The organism is Sphingomonas sp. GC_Shp_6 (assembly GCF_026540835.1).
GTDB lineage: Bacteria > Pseudomonadota > Alphaproteobacteria > Sphingomonadales > Sphingomonadaceae > Sphingomonas.
In genome coordinates, this window is the sequence record NZ_JALNUO010000002.1 from 50869 (window position 1) to 66770 (window position 15902).

The 15902-nt window shown below is 69.5% G+C and carries 19 protein-coding genes; 12 read left to right on the top strand and 7 right to left on the bottom strand.

Features of this window, described 5'->3' with window-relative positions; genetic code table 11:
* The first annotated feature begins 180 nt into the window (after positions 1-180).
* The 4 genes from OXQ95_RS02935 to OXQ95_RS02950 all read left to right on the top strand — a co-directional run bounded on the left by OXQ95_RS02935 (position 181) and on the right by OXQ95_RS02950 (position 2754).
* Positions 181-1011, top strand: a complete 831-nt coding sequence (locus OXQ95_RS02935; protein ID WP_267379457.1) for an aldo/keto reductase — start codon at positions 181-183, stop codon at positions 1009-1011.
* A 6-nt stretch (positions 1012-1017) separates the two neighbouring features.
* Entirely contained in the window at positions 1018-1533 is a 516-nt protein-coding gene (locus OXQ95_RS02940; protein ID WP_267379459.1) for a metallophosphoesterase family protein, read from the top strand.
* Complete coding sequence (locus OXQ95_RS02945; RefSeq protein WP_267379462.1) at positions 1530-1913, top strand: DUF1622 domain-containing protein; 384 nt, start codon at positions 1530-1532, stop codon at positions 1911-1913. Before OXQ95_RS02940 ends, OXQ95_RS02945 begins: the two co-directional genes overlap by 4 nt.
* 97 nt (positions 1914-2010) lie before the next feature.
* Positions 2011-2754, top strand: coding sequence for a hypothetical protein (locus tag OXQ95_RS02950; RefSeq protein WP_267379464.1), 744 nt, complete (start codon positions 2011-2013; stop codon positions 2752-2754).
* Positions 2755-2769: 15 nt separating this feature from the next.
* Here OXQ95_RS02950 and OXQ95_RS02955 read toward each other — a convergent pair whose 3' ends face one another.
* Both OXQ95_RS02955 and OXQ95_RS02960 read right to left on the bottom strand, forming a co-directional pair.
* A complete protein-coding gene (locus OXQ95_RS02955) occupies positions 2770-3588 on the bottom strand; it encodes a heavy metal-binding domain-containing protein (RefSeq protein ID WP_242096201.1) in 819 nt (272 codons plus the stop codon).
* Entirely contained in the window at positions 3588-4529 is a 942-nt protein-coding gene (locus OXQ95_RS02960; protein WP_242096200.1) for a heavy metal-binding domain-containing protein, read from the bottom strand. The genes OXQ95_RS02955 and OXQ95_RS02960 overlap by 1 nt, the downstream gene beginning before the upstream one ends.
* 260 nt (positions 4530-4789) lie before the next feature.
* On the opposite strand from OXQ95_RS02960, the gene OXQ95_RS02965 reads away from it, so the two are divergent.
* Together OXQ95_RS02965 and OXQ95_RS02970 are read left to right on the top strand one after the other, a co-directional pair.
* On the top strand, positions 4790-7261 hold the full coding sequence (locus OXQ95_RS02965; RefSeq protein ID WP_267379468.1) for a DegT/DnrJ/EryC1/StrS family aminotransferase: 2472 nt from the start codon (positions 4790-4792) through the stop codon (positions 7259-7261).
* A complete protein-coding gene (locus OXQ95_RS02970; protein ID WP_267379471.1) occupies positions 7258-8334 on the top strand; it encodes a glycosyltransferase family 2 protein in 1077 nt (358 codons plus the stop codon). The genes OXQ95_RS02965 and OXQ95_RS02970 overlap by 4 nt, the downstream gene beginning before the upstream one ends.
* Here OXQ95_RS02970 and OXQ95_RS02975 read toward each other — a convergent pair.
* Positions 8316-8999 (bottom strand): murein L,D-transpeptidase catalytic domain family protein, encoded by a 684-nt coding sequence (locus OXQ95_RS02975; RefSeq protein WP_242096197.1) that lies wholly within the window; start codon positions 8997-8999, stop codon positions 8316-8318. The two genes, OXQ95_RS02970 and OXQ95_RS02975, sit on opposite strands and share 19 nt — an antisense overlap.
* Before the next feature lie 209 nt (positions 9000-9208).
* Between OXQ95_RS02975 and OXQ95_RS02980 the strand changes: the two genes are divergently transcribed.
* Positions 9209-9814: a L,D-transpeptidase family protein gene (locus OXQ95_RS02980; RefSeq protein WP_267379474.1), complete on the top strand. Its 606-nt coding sequence runs from the start codon at positions 9209-9211 to the stop codon at positions 9812-9814.
* A gap of 13 nt (positions 9815-9827) precedes the next feature.
* Here the strand turns inward: OXQ95_RS02980 and OXQ95_RS02985 are convergent, their stop codons facing one another.
* The gene (locus tag OXQ95_RS02985; RefSeq protein ID WP_267379477.1) at positions 9828-9989 is read right to left on the bottom strand and encodes a hypothetical protein; all 162 of its coding nucleotides are present in this window, start codon (positions 9987-9989) and stop codon (positions 9828-9830) included.
* Positions 9990-10150: 161 nt separating this feature from the next.
* Here OXQ95_RS02985 and OXQ95_RS02990 point away from each other — a divergent pair, with 161 nt between their 5' ends.
* Both OXQ95_RS02990 and OXQ95_RS02995 read left to right on the top strand, forming a co-directional pair.
* A complete protein-coding gene (locus tag OXQ95_RS02990) occupies positions 10151-10423 on the top strand; it encodes a DUF1488 family protein (RefSeq protein WP_242096194.1) in 273 nt (90 codons plus the stop codon).
* Between the two features lie 4 nt (positions 10424-10427).
* Complete coding sequence (locus OXQ95_RS02995; RefSeq protein ID WP_267379481.1) at positions 10428-10628, top strand: hypothetical protein; 201 nt, start codon at positions 10428-10430, stop codon at positions 10626-10628.
* Between the two features lie 22 nt (positions 10629-10650).
* Here OXQ95_RS02995 and OXQ95_RS03000 read toward each other — a convergent pair whose 3' ends face one another.
* Positions 10651-11241, bottom strand: a complete 591-nt coding sequence (locus OXQ95_RS03000) for an NADPH-dependent FMN reductase (RefSeq protein ID WP_267379484.1) — start codon at positions 11239-11241, stop codon at positions 10651-10653.
* Positions 11242-11399: 158 nt separating this feature from the next.
* On the opposite strand from OXQ95_RS03000, the gene OXQ95_RS03005 reads away from it, so the two are divergent.
* From OXQ95_RS03005 to OXQ95_RS03015, 3 genes are read left to right on the top strand one after another with little or no spacing between them, the layout of a single operon-like run.
* Positions 11400-11708 (top strand): hypothetical protein, encoded by a 309-nt coding sequence (locus OXQ95_RS03005; protein WP_242096192.1) that lies wholly within the window; start codon positions 11400-11402, stop codon positions 11706-11708.
* A gap of 50 nt (positions 11709-11758) precedes the next feature.
* On the top strand, positions 11759-12526 hold the full coding sequence (locus OXQ95_RS03010; protein ID WP_267379487.1) for an energy transducer TonB: 768 nt from the start codon (positions 11759-11761) through the stop codon (positions 12524-12526).
* 27 nt (positions 12527-12553) lie between these two features.
* Positions 12554-14095: a cation:proton antiporter gene (locus OXQ95_RS03015; protein ID WP_267379490.1), complete on the top strand. Its 1542-nt coding sequence runs from the start codon at positions 12554-12556 to the stop codon at positions 14093-14095.
* 3 nt (positions 14096-14098) lie between these two features.
* Here OXQ95_RS03015 and OXQ95_RS03020 read toward each other — a convergent pair whose 3' ends face one another.
* Together OXQ95_RS03020 and hpnK are read right to left on the bottom strand one after the other, a co-directional pair.
* Entirely contained in the window at positions 14099-15076 is a 978-nt protein-coding gene (locus tag OXQ95_RS03020; protein ID WP_346731968.1) for a lysylphosphatidylglycerol synthase domain-containing protein, read from the bottom strand.
* Positions 15073-15897, bottom strand: coding sequence for a hopanoid biosynthesis-associated protein HpnK (hpnK, locus tag OXQ95_RS03025; RefSeq protein WP_242096190.1), 825 nt, complete (start codon positions 15895-15897; stop codon positions 15073-15075). Before hpnK ends, OXQ95_RS03020 begins: the two co-directional genes overlap by 4 nt.
* Between the last annotated feature and the right edge of the window lie 5 nt (positions 15898-15902).

Genomic DNA, 15902 nt, shown 5'->3' on the forward strand with positions numbered 1-15902 from the left:
AACGCACTGATCGGGTTCGACGATCCGCCTTCATGGCAGCGCGATCTGGCGCGGCGGCTTCGATCCGCGCCGCGCTATGCGACCCTCGTTCATCATTTGGGCGCATGCGTCATCGACCGGCATGCACCGGACGGCGACGTCGTTCGTTTGTCCGCTGCAACAGGATAGCCGAGGCAGATCATGCGAACAGTGTCGTTACCGGGCGGCGAACAGGTGCCCGCGCTGGGCCAGGGCACGTGGATGATGGGGGAGCGACCCGATCGCCGGTCGGACGAGATCGCCGCGTTACGCCTGGGCGTGGATCTCGGCATGACGCTGATCGACACCGCGGAAATGTACGGCGAAGGCGCGGCCGAGGAACTCATCGGCGAAGCGCTGCGCGACGTTCGCGACACGCTTTTCCTCGTCAGCAAGGCCTATCCCGAGAATGCGTCGCGTGCGCGGCTGCGCGCGGCCTGCGAGGCGAGCTTGCGGCGGCTCGGAACGGACCGGCTCGATCTCTACCTGCTGCACTGGCGAGGGCCGGTGCCGCTCGGCGAGACGGCCGAGGCGATGGAGGCGTTGCGCACGGCCGGCAAGATCCGCCACTGGGGCGTCAGCAATCTCGACACGCGCGACATGGAGGAGCTGTTCGCCGCCGGCGGCGATGGCTGCGCCGTCGACCAGATCCTCTACAATCTCACGCGCCGGGGCCCCGAGCACGACCTGCTGCCGTGGCTGGAGGCCCGCGCCCTCCCGGCGATGGCGTACAGCCCGGTGGAGCAGGGCCGCCTCGTCGCCGACACGACGCTCCGCAGGATCGCCGAGGCGATCGGCGCCACCCCGGCGCAAGTCGCCCTCGCCTGGACGTTGCGACGGAGCGGCATGATCGCCATACCCAAGGCGGGCACCGCTGCGCATGTCCGCGAGAACCGCGCCGCCGTCGATCTGGCGCTGTCAGCCGAGGATATGGCCGCGCTCGAAGCCGCCTTCCCGCCCCCACGCGGCCGCCGGCCGCTCGAGATGCTTTGAGCGGCCATGGCGCTGTTCTTCACCGCCGACACCCATTTCGGCGATCATCGGACGCTGAACATTCATCGCCGGCCGTTCGCCACGGTCGGCGAGATGGACGAGGCGCTCGTCGCGGCATGGAATGCGGTCGTCGGGGCGGACGACGTCGTGTGGCACCTGGGGGACGTGGCGCGGCGACCGGCCGATGTGGCGGCGCTGCTCTCCCGTCTCAACGGCACCAAGCATCTGATCCGCGGCAACAACGATCCCGTGGCGACCGGCGAAGCGGCGGCCTGGGCAAGCGTCGGCGACTATGTCGAACTGACGGAGGACGGGCACCGACTGGTCCTCTGCCATTATCCGTTCAGGAGCTGGCACGGCCAGCACCGCCGCGCGATCAATCTGCACGGCCACAGCCATGGCAGGCTGAAGCCCATGCTCCGCCAGCATGACGTGGGCGTCGATGCCCGGAACTTCCGACCGGTCCGGCTGGCGGAGCTGCTCGCACGGCCCGATATGCCGTCGAGGCAGGAGGCACCATGATGACGAACGAAGCCTATTGGATCCACCTGGCGACGAGTGTCGTCGAGATCGTCGGCACGGCCATCATCGTCGTGGGCGCGTTCGGAACGCTGGCGGCCTTTCTGATCGGGCTGGCCAGAGGCGCGACGAGCCGGGCGACGCTTGTCGCCGACTTTCGCTCTGGCCTCGGCCGATCGATCCTGCTCGGCCTGGAGTTCCTGGTCGCCGCCGACATCATCAACACCGTGGCGGTGGAGCCGACGATCGAGAGCCTCCTCGTTCTGGCCGGCATCGTCATCATCAGGACCTTCCTGAGCTTCTCGCTCGAAGTCGAAATCGATGGGCGTTGGCCGTGGCAGAAGGGACGATCGGACGGGGGAAGCACCGCCCAAGGCGGGTAAGGTCGCTGCGCCCAGCGCGCCGGCTCATGTTCCTCCACCTGGAGAGAACCCGTCATGATCTACGCCATCACCCTGCCCTGCTCTCGCATCACCGATCTTGAGAACCGGCACCGAACTGGTGGATAAGGACGGCATGTCGGATCGATCCCCAATGCGCTCGCAGGCGGAAGCCATGATACACCGCGTCTCGCCCGAAGGCCGCGAGCAGGCGCGCATCGCGCACGAACGGCGTCGACGCAGGAACGTCCGAACCGGCGTCCGGATGGGATCGGCAACGGCCGCCATCCTGCTCGTTGCGACGTTGATCGACAGCGAGGTGGCGTCGCTGCACACGGCAGGCGTGATCGTCACCCTCATCGCGGTCATCATGGCATGCAGCATCGTCGCCATGCTCTCGCGGGATCGTCCCGTCTCGGCGGAGCAACTCGGGACGACAAGTCTCGATGCGCTTCCTCGGCAGACCGCGACCTGGCTCGATCGGCAGCAGCCATCGCTTCCGCACGCGGCGGCCGCGTCGATCGCCTCCATCTCCCTCCGTCTCGGCGACATGGCGCCGCAACTGCGCGCGCTCGACCCTGCCAGCCCTGCGGCCGATGCGGTAAGGCGCCTGCTGGCGACGGACATTCCGGCGCTCGTCGGCGGCTACCAGAGCGTGCCGTCAAGCATGCGAGCCTCCGCGCGAGATGGCGGAAGCAGCCCGGACGCGCAGCTCGCCGATGGCCTTCGCGTCATCGACGACGAGATCGGACGCATGACCGTGCAGCTCGCCCGCGGCGCCTTCGACGAGCTGGCGACACAGCGGCGGTTCCTCGAACTGAAATACGAGAGCGGCACGAACTGAGGCGACGACTTCGGATCAGCTATTCACGGAGAGCACCAGCGCGGGATCGGGAATCTCGGTCGCAGCATGCCCCTCGATCGGCAGCACGGCGGTGCCGATCGCGAAGAATTCGATGACATGGCTCGACCAGCCGTGGCTGCCCTCGTGCAGGTCCGCGCCGACCACGCCCTCGGCGCCGGCCTGCGTCGCCTCCAGTTGCATCCGCTCCATCGCGATCTCGCGCGCCTCGTAGAGGGCGATGCTGAAGTTGGTCAGTTCGACGTTGCGGCCGATGCTTCCCATCGAGGCGAACGGCCCTCGCCGCGCGACATGGTAGACGCAGCTGCCCATGACCATCTCGAGCGGACGATAACCCGCCTGCAGCAGCGTCCAGAAATCCTGGCCCGACAAAGCGGACGTGAACGGCTCGCCCCGCGGCCCCTTGAACCCCTTGTGCCCCTTGGCATGGACGATTCCGGTGCCGATCGCGACGAATTCGAGCACCTTGGTGTCCCATTCCAGCCGCTTGACCGTCAGGCGGACGCCGACGATGCCGTCGGCCCCCATGTTGGCCGCTTCCTGGCGCATGCGTTCCATCGCCAGCGCCCGCGCCTCATACATCGCCGTGCTCAGCACATCGAGTTCGACGCTCGTGCCCCATCCCGCCATCTGGAAACCGAGATGGTAGATGCACGACCCCACGCAGAGTCCGACGGGTTCGAAGCCTGCCTTGCGGACGAGGAGGAACTCGTTGACCGAGAAATCCGAGGTGAACACGCCGCCCGGATGGCCTTCGCGCCGCAGGCCCGCGAGACGCGCGAGCGCATGTTCCGGAATGCCCTGTTGATCGGCCATCAAATCCCACCCTCCTGATCCATCACGTCGTTCTCATAGGCCGACCGCTTCGGCCCGTCTGGACTGCGGAGCGGCGACAGGCCGTCGCGCATGTCGACGACCATCTCGATCGGATGCGGCACACGGGCCCCGGGCCTGGTATCCACCACCGTCCCCACCACGATGTGACGCCCGAGATAGGCGGGCGGCTGCTTGTCGCGCTCGCGGCGGAGCAACTGGCCGAAATGCGTGTGTGCAAGAACGCCGTTGCCCTGACGCGCCGCCTTCTGACGCAAATCGGCATGCGCCTCGCGCCGGATGCGCTCCCAGAAATCCGTAAGCGTCATGATGGGGATGCTGCGGAACGACCGCAGCTTGGCCTGGATGTCGGACAGCGCCGTCCAGTCTCCCCCGCCGGAATAGGGATTGCCCAGCCAGTCGTAGCGCGCGCCGACCGCGATCCCGACCGGCACGATATCCGCCTCCAGCAGACGCACGAATTCGAGCGCGGGGACGGTCGCGATCACCGGATGCGGGCTCGGCGCGAGCCCTTCGATCCGCACCGCCGTGCCGATGAGCGTATAGTCCATACTGGCGCCCATGGCATGGCGCAGCGTGCGCAGCCGGACATCTACGACGGCGTTGGCGCCCGCCGCCGCGGCTTCCCTCTGGATCCTCTCGAGCGCCTCGTGCCACCCCTGCGCGTGCCCTTCCGTCCAGCTCTGCCCATAGTAGAACCAGCACGTTCCCGACACCGTCGCGATCGGTCGGATGCCGTGGCTCCGCGCCAGCAGCAGTTCCGACGGCGTCATGGTCGCGACCCATGCCCCGCTCCCGGCCGCCGCGCCGCGCAGGCGTTCGGTGACGAAACCCGGCAAGCCGTCGCTATCAAGCGCGATCTCCCATGCCTTCAGCCTGTCTGTCCGGTCGTCGAACACCGTCCTCTGATCGATCGTCGCCAAGGGTCGGCCCTCCTGTCGCTGCAGGTTGGCATGATGCGTTCGGGATTGCCAGAGGCTGGCAGGCTGGTCGACAAAGTGCCCGGAAACGAACATGGCGAGTTCCGCTTCGGCTCCGCATCATGGCCGATTGTGCATCGTTCCAACGGGTCCGATTATCGCACGCACCCTCCTCAACCGTTCCGCGCGATCGGCCCTGCGTAACCGCTTCTTAGGAGGCGGCGCGACATAGCGGGGCGACGTGCCTCGCCGTGGATCCGCCTATGCCGCCCCTGCCCCTCATCGCCCCCAATCCGCCGCGGCTGAGCGAAGCGGGCGAGGCGTTGCGCCGCGTCGAGGCCTCGGGCCTGTTCAGCAACAACGGCCCCGAAGTGCGCGCGTTCGAGGCGGAGGTGACCGACGCGCTGTTCGACGGCCGCGGCGCGAGCCTGGCCGTCGCCAATGCCACGCTGGGGCTGATGATCGCGATCCGCCATGCCGCCGGGCTCGACCCGCAGCCCGGCACCTATGCGCTGATGCCCGCGCTCACCTTCGCCGCCACCGCGCAGGCGGCTTCCTGGGCGGGGCTGACGCCGCTGGTATGCGACGTCGGTCCGGACGACTGGAGCGCCTGCGCGCGCGCCGAGGACCGCTTGATCGCGGTCCACGGACGGCGGATCGGCGCGATCGTGCCCTATGCGACGTTCGGCAACGCGATCGATCTCGACCGCTATGCCTGGTTGCAGGCGCGCCACGGGATCGGCGTGGTCGTCGATGCGGCATCCTCGCTCGGCACGAGCGACGATGCCGGCATGGGTTTCGGTGCCGATGCGCCGTTCGCCGTGGTCCATTCGATGCAGGCCACCAAGACGTTCGCGGTGGCCGAAGGGGGGCTGATCCACAGCGGCGATGCGGGGCTGATCGCGCGGCTTCGCGCGATGGCGAATTTCGGCTTCGAGAGCGGCCGCAGCGCGACCTTGCCCGGCCTCAACGCCAAATTGCCCGAAGTGCTCGCGGTGATGGCCCGCGCCAAGCTGCGCGAAATCGATAGCGTGTGCGCCCACCGCGCGGGGCTGGAGGCGGCGTACCGCGCCGCGCTCGGCGATTTCACCCTTCAGCACGTCCGTGGCGCACGGCGCGCGATGCAGTTCATGCCCGTGCTGCTGCCCGAGCGGCTGGCCGGCGCGCGCGCCGCGATCGTCGCGGCGATGGCGGCCGAGGGGGTCGGCTGCGGCACCTATTTCAGCCCGCATCTGGGCGAGCAGCCCTGGATCCGCGCGACCGCCGCGATCGAGCCGACGCCGGTGGCGGACGCGCTGGCGGCGCGCATGCTGTCGCTGCCGATGAGCGATGCGATGAGCGTCGCCGATGCGGCGCGCGCCGCCGGGGCGCTCGCGCGCGCCTGCCGCCGCGCCGAACCCGCACGAATCGCACCGCCGCCCGTCGCCGACGTGCTGATCGTGGGCGGCGGCCCGGCCGGCACCGCGCTGCTGACCGCGGCGACCAAGCGGGGGCTGTTGCCCGCCTTTGCCGAGGGGCTGGTGCTGGTGGAGCGCGATGCGGGAATCGGCGGCGGCCAGCTCGGGCGATACGCGATCACCTCCGATTCCACCGCGGAGACGTTTCTCACCGCGGTGAGCGACACTATCCATCCCGAGATCGCCGCGCTGGCGGATCATCCGGCCGCGCGCGCAGTGGCGGCGCATGCCGGCGAGCTGGGCGTGCCGCTCGCCCAGGTGGGGCCGCTGCTGCGCGCCACGGGCCAGGCGCTCGCGGGGATCGTGCGCGCGGCGGGCGGCACCGTGCTGACGGGTCACGCCGCGATCGGCGCGCGGCAAGTGGGCAATGGATTGTGGAGCGTGCGGCTTCGGCGCCAGGCGGACGGGCATGAGTTCGACCGACTTACGCGCAACATCGTCGTCGCGACTGGTGGTCACCAGCCGCTCGACCGGCTGGCCGCGCAGCAGGTCGCCGGGGCGCGGCTCCTCGATCTGGCGGCGGGTCGCCTCGTCCAGTCCGACGAGGTGCTGACGCTCGGCGGGTTCGAAAAAATGAGCGATCTGCTTTCGGGCCGGCGCGCGCCGCGCATCGCAGTCATCGGCGGTTCGACCAGCGCGCTGACGACGGTGGCGCGCCTGTTGAAGGGGCAACCCGCGCTGCCGCTGGGTGCGGGTGCGGTCACCCTGCTCCACCGGCGGCCGTTGCGGCCCTTCTACCCCTCGGTCGAGGCGGCGCGGGCGGAGGGCTTCACCGATTTCGGGCCTGACGATGTCTGCCCGGTCTCGGGCTTCGTCTATCGGCTTGCGGGCTTCCGGCTGGAAGCGCGCGATCTCGTGCTGCGGATGCTGGCGATCGACGGCCGCGTGCCCGATCCGCGCGTCGCGCTCCACCGCATCACCGGCGACGACGACGCGGCGGCCCGCCGGATCGTGCAGTCCGCGGATCTGGTCGTCGCCGCGCTGGGATACCGGCCGCTTGCTTTGCCTCTGGCGGACGTGACGGGCGCGCCGATCCCGCTCGCGGCGCAGGCCGGGCGGCCCATGGTCGATCGCCATTGCCGGATCGTGGATGGCGCGGGCGACGCGATCCCGGGCGCGTTCGGGATCGGCCTCGCCGCCGGCTTCGTGCCCTGGGGCACGCTGGGCGGCGAGGCCAGCTTCTCGGGACAGGCCAACGGCCTGTGGCTGTGGCAGAACGACGTCGGGCTGATGATCGTCGATCGCATCCTCGGCGAACGCCGGCGGGCCGCGGCGTGAGCGCGGCCCCCACGATCAGCGTCGTCATGGCCGCCTACAATGCGGCCGAGCTGATCGGCGAAACGCTCGACAGCCTGGCCGCCCAGAGCTTCGGCGATTTCGAGGCGATCGTGGTGGACGATCGTTCGACCGACGACACCGCCGCGTTCGTGGCGCGTTGGCCGGACCCGCGCGTGCGGCTGATCGTACAGGACAGTAACGGCGGCCCGGTGCTGGCGCGCAACCGGGGGGTGGCCGAGGCGCGCGGGCGCTATGTCGCCGCGCTCGATCACGACGATCTGTGCCGGCCGGGCCGCTTCGCCGCGCAGGTGGCCTATCTCGACGCGCATCCCGAGATCGCCCTGCTGGGCACCGCCGCCGACTATCTGACCGACGGCAAGGTCACGCCGTCGATCTATCCCGTCACCACCAGCCCCGCGCTGATCGCCTGGCTGAGCCAGATCGAGAACCCGCTCGTCTGGTCGTCGGTGATGCTGCGTACCGATGCCGCGCGGCGGCTCGATCCCTTCACCCAGCCCGCGATGCTCTATGCCGAGGATTTCGACCTGTATCACCGCATCCGCCCGTTCGGCGGCATCGCGCGGCTCGACACGCCGCTGCTGGTCTATCGCCAGCATGCGGGCGGCATCTCGAAACGCTTCGTCGGCACGATGGAGACGAGCGCCGCCCGCGTGCTGGCGGAGGCGCATGCGGCGACGCTCGGCGACCGCGCCGCGGAGATCGCAGACCTGCTGGTGCGCCACAACATGACCAAGCTGCCCGTGCCCGATCGCGCCACGCTGGCGGCGCTGGGCTGGGGCATCGCGACGCTGCAGGCCACGTTCCTGGCGAGCCACCCGTCCTGCTCGGCCGAGGATATCCGGCTGATCCGCTGGGAAACCGCGCTGCGCTGGGCGCGGATCGGGCGGGCGGGGCTGCGGGCGGGAACGATCGGGGTGGCCGACGTGATCGCCGTCCGGCCGCCCCATCTGGGCCTGGGCTATGCCGGCGCAGGCGATCTGCTCTGGTCCGGCCTGGTCGGCGGTGTGCGCCGGGCGCACCGCCGATGGACGCGTCACACCTTGGCGGAATAAATCATCCGACCCGAGCCGAGCTGGGCGAAGACCTGATCCAGATCGTGCTCGCCGACGGCGAAACAGCCCTGGCTGCGGCCCAGCATGCCGTGCGTGCGCAGCATGTCGGGATTGGAATACCAGGCCGAATGCACCACGATCCCGCGCCCGAGCGCATTGCCGTTGGTTTCGTCCAGCCCCTCCAGCCGCTGCGAGCGGCCATGTTTGCCGACATAGTAATCCGACGCCACGAACGCGCCTTCGCACGAGGCGTTGGAGCCGAAATCGTTCGAGAAGCGCTTCAGATAGCCGCTGTGCGCCGGATCCGAACCGCTGCCGTGCGCGACCAGGAACGAGGTGCTGCGGCCGTCGACCATGTCGACGATGTGGAAGCGGGGCTGGGCCGAGGGGGCGGTGAAATCGGCGATGGCGATCTTGTCGCGATGCGGGATCGCGGCGCCGTGCTGGTTGAGCGCGGTGAGCGCGCGGCGGAAGAGTTCGGGGCGAATGGCGCGCGGCGAGGTGAGCGGCGCGGACGGGAGGGGTGGCTGGCTAACGGGGCGCAGCATGCGCCCGGTCAGCCGTTCAGTGGCCCCGGCCGCGCCGGTGAGCGCGAGCGCGCCGGTCAGGGCCAAGCCGTTCTTCAGAAGCGCGCGCCGGGTGCGCACAGCCATATCGTCGTGCATCGAAGCTCCAGGAATGTCGTTGACCCCTCGATCCTTGATGTAGCGCAAATCTGCTGAATTTTCTGCTGCGTTTCCACGGAGTTACACGCCTCGCCCCGTCATTCGCCGCGATCGACCCACGTTTCGTCGCATCGACAGATGGCACCATCGCGATCGTCGCGCGTTTGGAATGTCAACAGAAATTAACGGGCTTGGAAAGGAATCCGATCATGCGCTTCGTCACCGGCTTGACCATGACGCTTCTTGCGATGACCGCGGTTCCGGCGATGGCGGCGAGCGGTGCGGATTCGGGCGCCGCGATCGAGACGGCGTCGAGCGGCCTTTCGGCCAACCAGTTCGTCTGGAACGATACGGCCACCGGCCTCGATCCCGTGGTGATCGTCGTGTCGATCCCGCTTCAGCGCGCCTATGTCTACCGCGGCAAGACGCTGGTCGCCGCGACGACCGTGTCCTCGGGTCGCGACGGCAAGGACACGCCGATCGGCACCTATACGATCCTGCAAAAGGACGCGATGCACAAATCCAATCTCTACAATGCCGCGCCGATGCCGTTCATGCAGCGGCTCACCTGGGATGGCATCGCGATCCATGCGGGCCGCAATCCCGGCTTCCCGGATTCGCATGGCTGCATTCGCGTGCCCGCCGCCTTCGCCAAGAAGCTGTTCGGCGTGACCAATGTCGGCACGACGGTGATCGTCACAGACGCTGCGTCGAGCGACCCGATCCCCGTAGAGCCCGCTGCTGTGGCGCCCGACCGCGACACGGTCGACGCGAATGCCCAGCAGCTCGCCAGCCTGGACAGCCACGGCCGCTGATGGATCGCGGCGCTCATTCGTCGGTGCGAAGCTTCACCTTGTTGGGCAGCTTCTTGCCCTTGGTACGCCGCGACGGGATCTGAACGGGGTTCTTCTTCTTCCATTCGGCCCAGGTCATCGGGCCGTCGGCGGTTTCGATGATCGTGTCGTCCTGCATCGTCCAGCCAGATCCCATGTCTTGCGAAGACATGGTGTATGGCGGATGAGCCGGCAAGCGTCGATCTTTCGCTTTCGACCGGGCACTCCGCGATAAGCCCGTGACAGGGAACCGCGGGGCGGGTCGCTGCGCTTTGCCCCCCACGGCCGCAGTGTCGCGGCGTCAACGGGAGGATCATCATGGCCGAAGACCGGCTGGACATCGACATGCGCACGATCGAGGACAACAGCGACTCCCGCCAGGTTGAGTTCGAAGCCGAGGTGAGCGACGAACGCTATCAGTTCGCCGTACAATATGACGTGCTCGAAGCGCTCAGCACCGTCTCCCCAGAGGGCGACGCCGCCGCCCTGTTCCGCGAACATATCGACGAGATCGCGCATATCGGCGCCACCGCGCTGGCGCGCGATCCCGATCAGGAGATCATCGTCATCAGCGAGAATGATCTGGACTGACAGGGTGCGCACCGTATCCGAAACGACGTCGGTGCGCCTCTACCACCTCGCGGACGGGGTGGACGGGAGCGCGGCGACCACCCTGCTCTACGGCAGCCTAGCCGAGGCCATGGCGCGCGCCGCGCGCGAGAGCGACGAGGTTCAGGCGGGGCTGTTCCTCGCCACCGAAAACGACGTGGTGGCCTATCTCGACCTGATCGACTGAGAATGCCGCCGGTCGGAAGCCATCAACCCGGAACCGCAAGCCCCTCGGCCAGCGGCGCGAACCGCGCGACCTGTTCCCCGATCAGCCGCAATTGTGCGAGCACCGCCGGATCGCTCGCGCTGCCCTCGTCGTCGAACTTGGTGATTTGCGTGTTGATCGCCGCCGCGAAGGGCGTCGGCCAGCCGCGCAACGCGTGCACGATCGAGCGCAGTGCGGCAATCGTCGATCCCGTCGCCTGCCAGCCATAAGCGGTGGCGATCAGCCCCACGGGCATGTCCGCAAGATAAGGCCGTGGATCGCGCGCGGTCTCCTCCAGCAGATCGAGCGCGTTCTTCACCACACCCGATATGCTGCCGTGATAGCCAGGGCTGGCGATCACCACCGCGGATGCATCGCGCACCGCATCGACAAAGGCGCGCTCCGCCTCCGTGCGCTCGGTCGCGCGCGGATCGTAGAGCGGCAGTTGCGCGAGCGCGTCGCCGCCGAAGATGCGGGTGCGAAACCCGATCTCGCCGGCCGCGGCGACCGCGATCCGCAACGCCCGCTCGGTCGACGAGACGCCGCCGATCGTGCCGCCGATACCGACGATGAGGGGGGGCTTAGCGGCGGTCATGGCGGTTCCGATTCGGTCGTGCGGGAAAGCGACCGTTCGCACGATCGGGAACGGCGCGTCCAGCCGACGCGCGCGCCGCGCCTCTCCGACCGGCCCGATGCAACTTACCGCGACACAGGACGTTACGCAGGCGTCACCGCTTTTCAGGGGATTGTTTCATGCGTAAATTCTTGCTGTCGCTTACCGCTCTTTCGCTCAGCCTGCCGATGGCGGTGACCATCCCGGCCGCGGGCGCGAGCGCGCAATATCGGCATCATTATCGCGGCCGCGCCTATCGCCATTATCGTGGCCGCTGCCGCCATTCGAGCGGCACGACGGGCCTGGTGGCAGGCGGCGTCGGCGGTGCGCTGCTTGGCAATTCGGTGTTCGGCCATGGCGCGCTCGGCACGATCGCCGGCGGCGTCGGGGGCGCCTTTGCCGGCCGCGCGATCGACCGCACGATCACCGCACCGCGCCGCTGCCGCTGATCCGGGGCGGGTGACGGGCGCCTTCGCCCGCCACCCCTCCGATCCGACCCATGGCGCGCTATCGCTCCGATGAGCCCGTGATCGACCGTGGCCGTATGGCCTCGGTAGTTGCCGTCGTCGTGATCCATCTGGCGCTCGGCCTCGCGCTCCTGCGCGGGCTAGGCGTCGAACTGCCCCGAGCGGTCGGCGACACGCTGACGACGTTCAACGTGATCCCGCCGCCCCCGCCCCCACCTGAGCGCAAGGTCGAGCCCGAACACCGGGCGAGCCCGCGTAAGGAAGGCGCCGCCTCGCCGCCCAATCTGCGCGCCAAGGCGACCCCGATCGTCGCACCACCGCCGATCGTGCGGCCCATCCTGCCGCCGCCGGTCGTCTCCGCGCCGGTCGCCGGCATCGGCGCCGCGGCGTCCGCCGGCGCTGCGCCGGTGCGGGGGCCAGGCTCCGGCAGCGGCGGGATCGGCAACGGCACGGGCAGCGGCGGTGCGGGGAACGGCGATGGCGGCGGCGGAGGATCGCCGTTGCGGCTATTGTCGGAAAAGGTTCGCTTCCCCAATGACATACCCTATCGTGGCATCGAGCGGGAAACGGTGCAGCTCGTCTTCACGGTGGGCGTCAAGGGCCGCGTGACAGACTGTCGCGTCACCGTGCCGAGCGGCAACGGGCCGCTCGACCGCGTGGTGTGCGACAGCATCCGCCGGGGCCTGCGCTACCGCCCGGCGACCGACGCGCAGGGCCGGCCGGTGCCGACCGAGGTCGATGGCGAACAGACATGGGAGACCTATCGACATGGCGACACCGACGACGACGATCCGCGCTGACGCCGCCACCGTGCCCAGCCGCGCGGCATGACCTTCTTCGAAAGCCTCTTGGCGCTGCTGCTCGCGGCCATCGTGCTGCTCCAGTTCTCTCGCCATCTGTCGCTGCCCTATCCCGCTATGCTGGCGGCAGCAGGCGTGGTGGTGGCGCTGATCCCCGGCGCGCCCGCCATCCCGATCGATCCGCACACCGCGCTCGCGCTGTTCCTGGCGCCGACGCTCTTCGACGCCGCGTTCGACTTTCCCGTCGGCGCGGCGCGCAAATTATGGGGCCCGCTCGTCGCCTTCGCGGTCGTGGCGGTGCTGGTCACCGCATCGGCGGTAGCGTGGATCGGCTGGGCGGTCGCGGGGCTGCCGATCGCGGCGGCGGTCGTGCTCGGCGCGATCGTGGCGCCGCCCGACGCGGCGGCGGCCACCGCGGTGTTGTCCGGCGTGTCGATCCCGCGCAGTTCGGACGCGGTGCTGCGCGGCGAAAGCCTGTTCAACGACGCCACTGCGCTGCTGCTCTTCACCGCAGCGCTCTCGGTCCAGTCGGGCGGCGGCTTCACCCTGCCCGTCGATCTGGAACTCGGGCTGGCGGCGCCGGGCGGGATCCTGTTCGGCATCGGGTGCGCGATGATCGTCCGCCGCACCAACCGGCACGTCGTGGGAACGCTCGGCGGCAGCCTGTTGCAGTTCGTGCAGGTCTTCCTGGTCTGGATCATCGCGGACCGGCTGCATCTTTCCGCCGTGTTGGCGACGGTTGCGTGCGCGATGACGGTCGCACGGTCGACCGAGATCAACGCATCGGCCCGGATGCGCGTCCATTCCTATGCAGTGTGGTCGACGGTCGTCTTTCTGCTGAACGTGCTCGCCTTCCTGCTGATGGGTTTGCAGGCGCGGCTGATCGCGGGGCGGATGCACCACGCCGAGTTCATGGACGCTTTGGGCTTTGCCGGGCTCGTCGTGGCGGCGACGATCCTCACGCGCTTCGCGGTGGTCATTGGCTATAACCGATTTCGGGCGTGGCGGCGTCGCGGCGAGGGCGACGCAGAAACGGCGACGATCGGCCAGGCGGTGCTGGTCAGCTGGAGCGGGATGCGTGGGCTGGTGACGCTCGCCACCGCCTTCGCGCTGCCAGCCAGTTTCCCGCAACGCGACACCGTGATGCTCGCGGCGTTCACCGTGGTGATGGTCAGCCTGGTCGTGCAGGGGCTGACGCTGGCGCCGCTGATCCGCTGGCTGGGGCTCGATCAGCAGCACGCCTATGCCCATGACCTGGCGGTCGCGCGGCGCAGCATCGCCGAGGCGGCGCTCGCCACGCTGGACGACAAGGACGGCGTCGCCGCCGATGCGCTGCGCCACAGCTACGAGGCGGAACGGCAGGCCGCCGAGGAACCCCCGATCGCGGATCCGCTTCACCGCCGCCGCACGCTGGGCTTGGCCGCGGTAAAGGCCGAGCGCCAGCGGCTGGAGGATCTGCACGATTCGCACCGGATCGGCGCGGAGACCTATCTTCAGGTGCAGGAGGAGATCGACTGGCGGACGCTGGTTCTCCTGCCCGACGAGAAGCGCCGCGTCGAGGAAAGCTAAGCGTCAGCCGCGCACGAGGCGGCGCATCGTGCCCGCCTGCCACAGCAGCAGCGTGGGAATGCCCAGCGCCACGTCGCGGCCGCGTTTCGCCAGCGCCAGCGCCAGCGCGGCGTCGGGCGGCAGGCCGAGCGCGGGGCCGACCAGCGCATAGGCCGCCTCCTGCACGCCGATCCCGCCGGGGATGGCGAAGGCGACGCTGCGCAGCGTGAAGATCAGCGCCTCGATTGCCAGCACGGTGCCGAGCGGTAGCATCACGCCCATCAGCCGCAACACCAGCCACGCACCCCCCGCGCTCGCGATCCAGGCGGCGAGATTGAGCGCCAGCGCCAGCGCGACGCGGCCGCGGTGCGCGTAGATCCGCGTAAGTTCGCCGCCGATCGCCTCGATCGTGGCGGCGGAGCCCGGCAGCACCCGTTGCGCGAGGCCGGCGGCGATCCGCAGCAACAGCCGCTGCGCGCCGAACAGCGCCAGCACGATCGCCGCGAGCACCGCGACGCCCGCGAGCAGCAACGGCTTCAGCCGGTCCGCATCCGGCCCCGCCGCCAGCAGCGAGACGACCGTCGCCACCCCGAACAGCGTGAAGGCGAGCTGCGAGGCGAGTTCGGTCGTCATGTCGACGATCAGCGAGGCATAGACGCGGTAGAGCGGCACGTCGCCGCCCGCGATCGTGCGCGCGCCGACCACGATCCCGCCGATCTGCGAAAAGGGCAGCAGGTCCGCCACGGCCTCGCGAACCGCCCGCCCCCAGGCGAACAGGCCGAGCTTCGCCGCCGGCTCGCCGGGTGCGGCGGCGAGCCAGGCCGCGCCCAGGATCACGAAGACACACGCCGAATAACCGCAATAAAGCAGTAGGCCGCTCAGCCCCATTCGCGCCACGACATGGACGATGCCGTCGAACCCGGTCGCCGCGAACGCCCAGATCGCGACCGCCAGCCCGATCAGCGTCGCGATCAGGATCAGCCCGTTGATCCGCCCGCTCAGCGCCCCGCTCCGGCGAAATCGGCGAAACGGCCGAGCCGGATACCGCGCTTCACCAGCGCGGTGCGCGCCGCCGGGTCGAGCAGCCCGGCGAGTTCGTCGCGGTGGCGATAGGCGGGGCCGTGCCCGGCGAAATCGTCGGACGTGGCGGGATGGCTATACACTTCACTGAGCCCCAGCGGCAGATCGGCGATCGCCGCGCGCAACGCCGCTGCATCCATCCGCCCGGAGGCAGCGAGGCCATAGACCTGATCGGGCACCGTCATACCCCGCCGCCGCGCGCGCGTCCGCAACGAGCGCGCAAAGGGCGCCGCGAACCAGTCCACCCCGCGCGGCCGGCCACGCTCGACAGGCGCACGGATCGCGCGCACGCCGTGATGCACGGCGCGTTCGATCACCATCCCGGCGATCACCGGATGAACGTGGAAATGCTTGTGCGCGTTGACATGGTCGAAGGGCAGCCCGGTATCTGCGAAGGCGGCGAACTGCGCCGCGATCTCGTCGCGCAATTGCCGCCGCACCGTGCCGCGCACCGCTATGTCGAGCCCGAAGCGCGCCATATCGGTGCGGAACAGGCCGTCCGCCCCCACCAGATCGGGGATGCGATCGGGCGCGAGCAATGGCCGGGCCTCCACCATCACGAGGTGCAGCCCGACGCCGAGCGACGGCATCGCCCGCGCGCGCGCCACCGCATCGGCTGCGGCGGGCGCCGCCACCATCAGGCTGGCGGCGGTGAGAATTCCCTCCTGGTGCGCCCGTTCCACCGCTTCGTTCACAGCGACCGCCTGACCGAAATCGTCGGCGGTCACCACCAGTCGGATCATCGAAG

Bases quoted from the DNA above. Each gene is read 5' to 3' on its own strand.
- OXQ95_RS03005 (WP_242096192.1), top strand. From the start codon at position 11,400: ATGCGTAAATTCTTGCTGTCGCTTACCGCTCTTTCGCTCAGCCTGCCG.
- OXQ95_RS02965 (WP_267379468.1), top strand. From the start codon at position 4,790: ATGCCGCCCCTGCCCCTCATCGCCCCCAATCCGCCGCGGCTGAGCGAA.
- OXQ95_RS02985 (WP_267379477.1), bottom strand. From the start codon at position 9,989: ATGGGATCTGGCTGGACGATGCAGGACGACACGATCATCGAAACCGCC.
- OXQ95_RS02940 (WP_267379459.1), top strand. From the start codon at position 1,018: ATGGCGCTGTTCTTCACCGCCGACACCCATTTCGGCGATCATCGGACG.
- OXQ95_RS02935 (WP_267379457.1), top strand. From the start codon at position 181: ATGCGAACAGTGTCGTTACCGGGCGGCGAACAGGTGCCCGCGCTGGGC.
- OXQ95_RS02980 (WP_267379474.1), top strand. From the start codon at position 9,209: ATGCGCTTCGTCACCGGCTTGACCATGACGCTTCTTGCGATGACCGCG.
- OXQ95_RS02975 (WP_242096197.1), bottom strand. From the start codon at position 8,999: ATGCACGACGATATGGCTGTGCGCACCCGGCGCGCGCTTCTGAAGAAC.
- hpnK (WP_242096190.1), bottom strand. From the start codon at position 15,897: ATGATCCGACTGGTGGTGACCGCCGACGATTTCGGTCAGGCGGTCGCT.
- OXQ95_RS02955 (WP_242096201.1), bottom strand. From the start codon at position 3,588: ATGGCCGATCAACAGGGCATTCCGGAACATGCGCTCGCGCGTCTCGCG.
- OXQ95_RS02990 (WP_242096194.1), top strand. From the start codon at position 10,151: ATGGCCGAAGACCGGCTGGACATCGACATGCGCACGATCGAGGACAAC.
- OXQ95_RS03000 (WP_267379484.1), bottom strand. From the start codon at position 11,241: ATGACCGCCGCTAAGCCCCCCCTCATCGTCGGTATCGGCGGCACGATC.
- OXQ95_RS02945 (WP_267379462.1), top strand. From the start codon at position 1,530: ATGATGACGAACGAAGCCTATTGGATCCACCTGGCGACGAGTGTCGTC.
- OXQ95_RS03015 (WP_267379490.1), top strand. From the start codon at position 12,554: ATGACCTTCTTCGAAAGCCTCTTGGCGCTGCTGCTCGCGGCCATCGTG.
- OXQ95_RS03010 (WP_267379487.1), top strand. From the start codon at position 11,759: ATGGCGCGCTATCGCTCCGATGAGCCCGTGATCGACCGTGGCCGTATG.